General features: G+C 62.5%; 6 protein-coding genes. 3 read left to right on the top strand and 3 right to left on the bottom strand.

Translation table 11 applies throughout. From position 1 onward, the window contains the following. Nucleotides 1-433: 433 nt before the first annotated feature. Nucleotides 434-1,564, top strand: coding sequence for an alanine racemase (gene alr / locus ACNA0J_RS25695; RefSeq protein ID WP_415821735.1), 1,131 nt, complete (start codon nt 434-436; stop codon nt 1,562-1,564). 22 nt (nt 1,565-1,586) lie between these two features. Further along, nucleotides 1,587-2,303 carry an SDR family oxidoreductase gene (locus ACNA0J_RS25690; RefSeq protein ID WP_415821734.1) on the top strand — a complete coding sequence of 239 codons (717 nt, stop codon included), beginning with the start codon at nt 1,587-1,589 and terminating at the stop codon, nt 2,301-2,303. A 5-nt stretch (nt 2,304-2,308) separates the two neighbouring features. Here ACNA0J_RS25690 and ACNA0J_RS25685 read toward each other — a convergent pair whose 3' ends face one another. From ACNA0J_RS25685 to ACNA0J_RS25675, 3 genes are all read right to left on the bottom strand, one after another. After that, nucleotides 2,309-2,977, bottom strand: coding sequence for a hypothetical protein (locus ACNA0J_RS25685; protein WP_415821733.1), 669 nt, complete (start codon nt 2,975-2,977; stop codon nt 2,309-2,311). After that, the gene (locus ACNA0J_RS25680) at nt 2,974-3,528 is read right to left on the bottom strand and encodes an RNA polymerase sigma factor (protein ID WP_415821732.1); all 555 of its coding nucleotides are present in this window, start codon (nt 3,526-3,528) and stop codon (nt 2,974-2,976) included. The genes ACNA0J_RS25685 and ACNA0J_RS25680 overlap by 4 nt, the downstream gene beginning before the upstream one ends. Before the next feature lie 199 nt (nt 3,529-3,727). Continuing rightward, entirely contained in the window at nt 3,728-5,575 is a 1,848-nt protein-coding gene (locus ACNA0J_RS25675) for a vWA domain-containing protein (protein ID WP_415821731.1), read from the bottom strand. Between the two features lie 203 nt (nt 5,576-5,778). Between ACNA0J_RS25675 and radA the strand changes: the two genes are divergently transcribed. Continuing rightward, nucleotides 5,779-7,140, top strand: coding sequence for a DNA repair protein RadA (gene radA, locus ACNA0J_RS25670; RefSeq protein ID WP_415821730.1), 1,362 nt, complete (start codon nt 5,779-5,781; stop codon nt 7,138-7,140).

The raw sequence follows: 7,140 nt of genomic DNA, 5'->3' as shown, positions 1-7,140 counted from the left end.
CCGGGCCGTTGAGCACGGATTTAGTCCGCGCAGCGGACCGAGGCCCCTGGTCACGGGCCGAGTCCGTGCGATAGGCCCGGCGCCACGCCCAGGCACGCGGCAGGGACGCCTCCATAGAGACAATCAAGAGCAGCAGACGCCGCCAACACCAACAGCGATAAAAAAAGCCCCCACGCTGCGCCTTCGGCCTGCTGGGCCCCGAGGGGGGGGCGTTTTTATCTTGGGGCGGCCCGGCGATAAAAAAATGCCACTCAGAGTTTGACTGACTGGCATTGCCCCTTGGGGGAAGCAAGCCTGAAGGCGCGGCGTTGCGGGATTTCCCCGGACGGGATATCGGCCGGTAACAGCCCAGACATATTGGTAATAGTAAGTCGGACTTCTCTGATCCGTAGCACCGCAGATCAGTTAGACTAAGCGCCACAGGAAATTACAGATGCCACGCCCGATACACGCCACCGTTTCCGTTTCTGCGCTCAGCCATAACCTGGACGTCGTACGCCGTCGTCTCGATCAGGCCGCGCAGACCGTTGGCGGCCGAGCGCCGTCGATCTGGGCGGTGATCAAAGCCAACGCCTATGGCCACGGCATCGATGCGGCCTTGGCCGGGTTTTCTGCCGCCCAAGGCTTGGCCATGCTGGACCTGGCCGAGGCGGTGCGTTGCCGCGAGGCGGGGTGGGGCGGCCCGATTTTGCTGCTTGAGGGTTTTTTCCAGCCCGCCGATCTCGAACTGGTCGATCGTTATCACCTGACCACGACCGTGCATACGCGCGAGCAGCTCGACATGCTGGCGCAGGCCCGATTGTCGCGGCGGGTCGATATCATGCTCAAGCTCAACAGCGGCATGAACCGCCTGGGGTTTGCGCCCGATGCGTACAGCAGCGCTTATATGCGGGCGAAGCAGTTACGCGAGCAAGGCGTGCTGGGCAGCATCGGCAAAATGATGCATTTCGCGTGCGCGGATGGCCCACAGGGTGTGGCGGGTCCGTTGCAGGTTTTTGAGGCTGTCACGCAAGGGCTGGGCAACGGCCCCGTCAGTCTCTGCAATTCAGCCGCGACGCTACGATATCCCGAGATTGCCGTGACGCGTGGTGACGAAGCCCATTGGGTCCGTCCCGGTATCTGTCTGTACGGTGCCTCTCCGTTTGACGACCAAAGCGCAGAGGCGCTTGGCCTGCTGCCTGCGATGTCGTTGCGCTCGGAGATCATCGGAATACAGGATTTGTCCGTCGGCGACGAGGTCGGATACGGTGCGACCTTTCGCGCCGATCGGCCGATGCGTATCGGCGTCGTCGCTTGTGGTTATGCGGATGGCTATCCCCGGCATGCCGGTACGGGTACGCCTATTGTGGTCGGCGGAGCGCGCACGCGTCTGGTCGGGCGCGTATCGATGGATATGCTGGCGGTCGATCTGACCAGTGTCCCGGCTGTCGGGGTCGGCACGCCCGTGTCGCTGTGGGGCCAGGATGGTCCGCACGTCGACGAGGTTGCCCAGGCGGCTGGCACCATCGGGTACGAATTATTGTGTGCGTTGGCACCGCGCGTGCCTGTCAAACGCACTCCTTGATCATTGTTTAGCGAGGCTTCCCATGAAAGATAAATGCGTGCTGGTTACCGGCGCCACGAAAGGTATTGGCTGGGCGTTGACCCAACGGCTGGCTGATCAGGGATGTCATGTCGTGGGGATCGCGCGTAACACGGATCACATTGATTTTCCAGGTTATCTCTACGCCTGCGACCTCGCTGACGCCGGTCGTACCGAGGAGGTCCTGCGCGAGATCCGCGAGAAATTTCCTGTCGATGCCATCGTCAACAATGTCGGCGTCGTACGGCCCCAGCCTTTGGGCGAGATTGACCTGGCGTCGCTGTACAGCGTGATGGATTTGAACGTTCGCGTGGCCGTGCAGGTCACGCAGACCTTTGTCGAGTCGATGAAGGTGCGCCGCACCGGACGTATCGTCAACGTGACGAGCCGAGCCATTCATGGATCTCTGGACCGCACCAGCTATTCGGCCGCCAAGAGCGCGTTGATCGGCTGCACCCGTACCTGGGCACTCGAATTGGCCGAGTACGGCGTAACCGTCAATGCCGTGGCTCCGGGGCCGGTCGAGACGGAGCTGTTCCGTCTCGCGCAACCCGCGGGCAGCGAAGGCGAGCGGCGCGCGTTGGCATCCATTCCGATGAAACGGCTGGGCACGCCTTCCGAGGTGGCTGCAGCCATCGCATTCCTGCTGTCGGATGATGCGGGATTCATCACCGGTCAGGTTCTGGGCGTGGACGGCGGCGGCAGTCTGGCAGGACGTTGAAGCGGCTACGGCTGTTTAGGCAATAGCCGCTGCAAATCGGCCGGTAACGTTACATCGGGCATATCGCGCCGCAGGTCTCGCAAGGCCTGTAGCGCTTTTTCGCGCTCGCCTTGTTGCAGCAGCGCTCTGATATGCGCGATACGCGGCGCGGCGTCGTCCGGCGCTGCCGTGACCTCGGCCGCAGCAGATTGATCGGCTGACGGCGCAGGAGCAGGCGCCACGGCCATCGGTGCCGATCTCTGTTTCAGTGTTGCCGCCTCCGGGTTGGCCGGTGTCCTGCGGTCTATTTGATTTGTGAACGCTGCGGATTCGTGAGGGCGTGAGGGAGCTGGCGGGGCGGACGCTGGCGCGCTGCGTTGCAGGGTTTCCGGTGGGGTTGCCAGCTGCTTATCGACCGGCGGCACCTCGGACAGACGAGCCCTATCCGGATGATTCAGATCCGTCAAAAAAAACAGGCCTGTGACCAGCACGACTGTCGCCGCGACGCCCCAGCCCGGATGCCAGCGGCGGCGCGGCTGTTGCACGTTGCGGTCGGCTGCCGCGGCGCGAGCCGCCACCTGTCGCACGGCTGCATCCAGCTTTTCGCTGGGCTCCGTGCTCGGCAGCGAGCGATAGAGCGCGCGCAGATCCTGATCGTCGTCTTCGTCGTGTGGGGGCAGGGGATGTGACGTCATGCGTCTAACTCCTCGCGAATACGTTGCGTGGCATAACGTATTCGCGATTTCACCGTCTCGCGCGGCGCGCCGGTCACGTCGGCGATTTCGTCCAGGCTGAGATCGTGTTCCAGTCGTAGCAGTATGGCATGGCGCTGCTCGTCGGGCAGGCGCTCGATCGCCAGTTGCAGTCGCCGCCGCATCTGAAAGTCGGACAATTGACGCTCCGGTTGCTCGTGCTCGTTGGCGGCCAGCGTCGCTAGCGCGGCGTCGCTTTCCTCTGGGCTGGCGTGCACAGGTTGTCGGCGATGCGTATCGACGGCCAGGTTGTGCGCGATTTGCAGCAGCCACGTGGTGAACTTGGCGCGGGGTTGCCACCGTGCCCGGGCGTCTACCACCCGGCTCCAGGTCTCCTGAAACAGGTCGTCCGCTGTATGCGGGTTGCGCGTGCTGCGCAGCAAATAACGATATAGGCCCGCCCGGTGACGGGCATACAAGGTCTCGAACGCCGACAAGTCGCCGGCGCCGTAGGCCTGCATCAAGGTTTCGTCATCCGCGCCCGAGGTGTCCATGGCGGGCGAGTGTATCCGTTTGGCCGCTTGCGGCCAACTTGGGACGCGAGGCCGGTCTGGTTGCAGGCAGCACGCGGGGTTTATCTGCATGGCTCATGTTCCAGCTTGGCGGCGGGTCCGAGGCCCGCTGCGACGGCAGGTCCGAATGCGGGTGACCTGCCGCCGCACAGACCGGCGGATGGCGAGTCCGTCGTGTTCCTCACGGCGTCGCCGGTGTACCCAGGCCCGACGCCAACTCGACCAGCGCGGCCAATTCAGCATTCAATCCGTAAGGATCGTCACCGCGTGCGCTGCGCGCGAGTGCGGCGATTTGCGTCGTGGTATAGCCGTCCAGATACTTGCCGCCTCGCAACCATTGCGCAAAGGCCGCCGCCGCAGCAGCCCGGCGCATGCCCTCCGAGCCGAAGGCATTTGCGCCACTCGGTGATTCTGTCGAAGGCGCGCTGGCGATCTTGATATCGTCACGTTTGACTGCCTGTTCGATCAATTTGCTGTCCGAGGCGCCCGGCAATTTATAGCGCACTCGCACAAAAGCCAACTCTTGACTCGAGTCCGACGCAGGCGTGGGTTTGCCGTAGCGCAAGGGGTCCAGCCTGGCTCCTTCAGCGCCAACCGGGGTGATCTCGTATAGCGCGGTCACGTTCGCACCTGCCCCGATATCGCCGGCATCGACACGATCGTTATTGAAGTCCTCTCGCGCCAATGCGCGTTTCTCATAGCCGATCAACCGGTATTCGGCTACCACGGCAGGATTGAATTCCACCTGGATTTTGACGTCCTGGGCGATGGTGAGCAGCGTGGATGACAATTCCGTCGCCAGGACCTTGCGCGCCTCGCGCAGGCTATCCAGGTAGTGATAGCTGCCGTTGCCGGCGTCGGCCAATTGCACGGCCAGCGCATCGTTGAAATTGCCGCCGCCTACCCCCAGCGTCGTCAGGGCGATCCCGCTTTGGCGCTGGCGCGAGATTTTTTCTTTCAGCGTTTCCAGATCGACCGTGCCGACATTGAAGTCCCCATCACTGGCCAGCAGAATGCGATTGACGCCACCTTTGACAAAGCCCTTTGCCGCTTGGGCATAAGCCAAGTCCAACCCCTCGCCGCCATTCGTCGATCCGGACGCTTGCAGTCCGTCGATGGCTGCGCGAATGCGGGCCTTTTGATCACCGGGTGTCGAGTCCAGGGTCATCGACGCCTGGCCTGCATAGGTGACGATTGCCACGCGATCCTGAGGGCGCAGTTCCGCTACGAGCTGTTTGAGCGCCCCCTTCAATAGCGGCAATTTGTCGCGAGAGCTCATCGAGCCGGAGGTATCGATCAGGAACACCAGATTGGCCGCGGGGATGTCCGCAGGGGCTACTTGATAACCCTGGACGCCGATTTTCAATAGCTGACGTTTCGGATTCCACGGCGCCGCAGCGACTTCGGTGGCAATGTTGAACGGCGTCTCCTTGTTCGTTGGCGCTGCGTAGTCATAGTCAAAATAATTGATGAATTCTTCCGCGCGCACTACGGCGGCCGGCGGCAGCTGTCCGCCATTCAACAAGCGCCGGACATTTGTATAGGCCCCTGTATCGACATCGACGCCAAATGTGGAAATGGGTTGTTCCTGAGCCGCGATGACCGGGTTGTCCTGGTAACGCGCATAGTTTTCACGATCCTCGATCTGCTGGGGATACGGTTCGTGTGCGGTGAAAAATGCCTGGTCCACCTTGCGCGAACCCAAGTAGGCCGGGGCGGCCGATTCGCTTTGGAGCGCTGAGGTTGGGGCCGGGCGAGCCCGCCGTGCATCCTCTGTATGGCGCGATAGTGTGGAGTTGCCCGTGTCCTGCTGCATTTTTGTCGGTGCAGTGGCCGGTGTCGCTGGCCGATTGGTAGAGGCTGTAGATGCAGTCGTGGCACTCGGCGCGCCAGTCGAGTTCGCGCTATAGGAGCCCGGCCGATTCGTGGCCGACACGCTGCCTTCGTTCGTCGTAGGAGAGCACGCGGCCAGCAACGCCGCCATCAGAGCCGTGCAGATAAAGCGCGTCGGTGTGTTGTGCAGGGTCATGGTTCCGATCCTTGTGTTGTTTGATGAGCGCTCCCAGGGATGGGCGGTGCGGTCCGGCGTTTCCTTGGCGAGTACTACGGTTAAACGCGCGAGTGGTGGGAACGGGGTTAAAACGCCGCCGCGACTTTGCAAACAAACGTATCCGTGTCGAAATAGCGCCTCCCGCCTGCGAGGCATATGCCGTTGCCGAGTAAACTTGCGCCATGGCCAAGTCTCGAACCGTATATGTCTGCGCCGAATGTGGCGGCACCAGTCCCAAATGGCAGGGCAAATGCCCGCATTGCGCTGCCTGGAACACTCTCGAAGAAACCATCGAATCCTCGGGGCCGGCAGCTGCCGCGCATCGCTATGCGCCGCTCGCCTCATCGAGCCCCGTACGCAGCCTGGCCGATATCGAGCCTCGCGAAACCCCGCGCCAGCCCACCGGGCTGGACGAGTTCGATCGTGTCTTGGGCGGTGGCCTGGTCGCTGGCGCCGTCGTCCTGATTGGCGGCGATCCGGGCATTGGTAAATCGACCTTGCTGTTGCAGGCACTGGCCGCCATGTCGGCCAGCACGCGGGTGCTGTATGTCACAGGCGAAGAATCCGCGGAGCAAGTCGCATTGCGAGCCCGCCGCCTGGGGCTGCAAACCGGCAACGTCAGCCTGCTGGCGGAAATCCGTCTCGAGTCCATCCAGGCTGCCGTCTCCGAACAGCAGCCTACCGTTGCCGTCATCGATTCGATTCAGACCTTATACAGCGGCGAGTTGACTGCCGCGCCTGGTTCGGTTTCCCAGGTTCGCGAATGCGCAGCCCAATTGACCCGCTTGGCCAAGCAGACCGGCATCGCTATCGTGATGATCGGCCACGTCACCAAGGACGGCGCCTTGGCCGGGCCTCGCGTGTTGGAACACATCGTTGACACCGTGCTGTACTTCGAAGGCGACACCCATTCGTCGTTCCGATTGGTGCGAGCCTTCAAAAATCGTTTCGGCGCGGTCAACGAGCTAGGCGTATTCGCCATGACCGATCGTGGCCTGCGAGGTGTGGCCAATCCTTCCGCGTTGTTTTTGTCTCAACACGAACAACAAGTGTCGGGCTCTTGCGTGATGGCGACCCAAGAGGGAACGCGGCCGTTGCTGGTCGAGATCCAGGCGCTGGTCGACAGCTCCCACGCGCCCAATCCCCGGCGCCTGACAGTTGGCCTGGAGGGCAATCGCCTGGCGATGTTGCTGGCCGTGTTGCACCGTCATGCAGGCGTATCCACATTTGACCAGGATGTCTTTGTCAATGCGGTGGGCGGCGTGCGCATTACCGAACCGGCGGCAGACTTGCCCGTATTGCTGGCCATCATGTCCTCGCTGCGTGATCGTCCCTTGCCGCGTGGACTGATCGCCTTTGGCGAAGTCGGCCTGGCAGGTGAAATTCGCCCCGCGCCGCGCGGGCAAGAGCGTTTGCGCGAAGCAGCCAAACTGGGATTCAGCATCGCCTTGATCCCCAAAGCCAATGCGCCGCGCCAACCTGTCGAGGGATTGGAAATCTGGGCAGTCGATCGCCTGGATGCCGCGCTGGACAAGCTTCGTTAA

The organism is Bordetella tumbae (assembly GCF_965139195.1).
Taxonomy (GTDB): domain Bacteria; phylum Pseudomonadota; class Gammaproteobacteria; order Burkholderiales; family Burkholderiaceae_B; genus Bordetella_A; species Bordetella_A tumbae.
This window is presented reverse-complemented; position numbering and strand designations above follow the sequence as displayed.

Bases quoted from the DNA above. Each gene is read 5' to 3' on its own strand.
- ACNA0J_RS25680 (WP_415821732.1), bottom strand. From the start codon at position 3,528: ATGGACACCTCGGGCGCGGATGACGAAACCTTGATGCAGGCCTACGGC.
- ACNA0J_RS25690 (WP_415821734.1), top strand. From the start codon at position 1,587: ATGAAAGATAAATGCGTGCTGGTTACCGGCGCCACGAAAGGTATTGGC.
- radA (WP_415821730.1), top strand. From the start codon at position 5,779: ATGGCCAAGTCTCGAACCGTATATGTCTGCGCCGAATGTGGCGGCACC.
- ACNA0J_RS25675 (WP_415821731.1), bottom strand. From the start codon at position 5,575: ATGACCCTGCACAACACACCGACGCGCTTTATCTGCACGGCTCTGATG.
- ACNA0J_RS25685 (WP_415821733.1), bottom strand. From the start codon at position 2,977: ATGACGTCACATCCCCTGCCCCCACACGACGAAGACGACGATCAGGAT.
- alr (WP_415821735.1), top strand. From the start codon at position 434: ATGCCACGCCCGATACACGCCACCGTTTCCGTTTCTGCGCTCAGCCAT.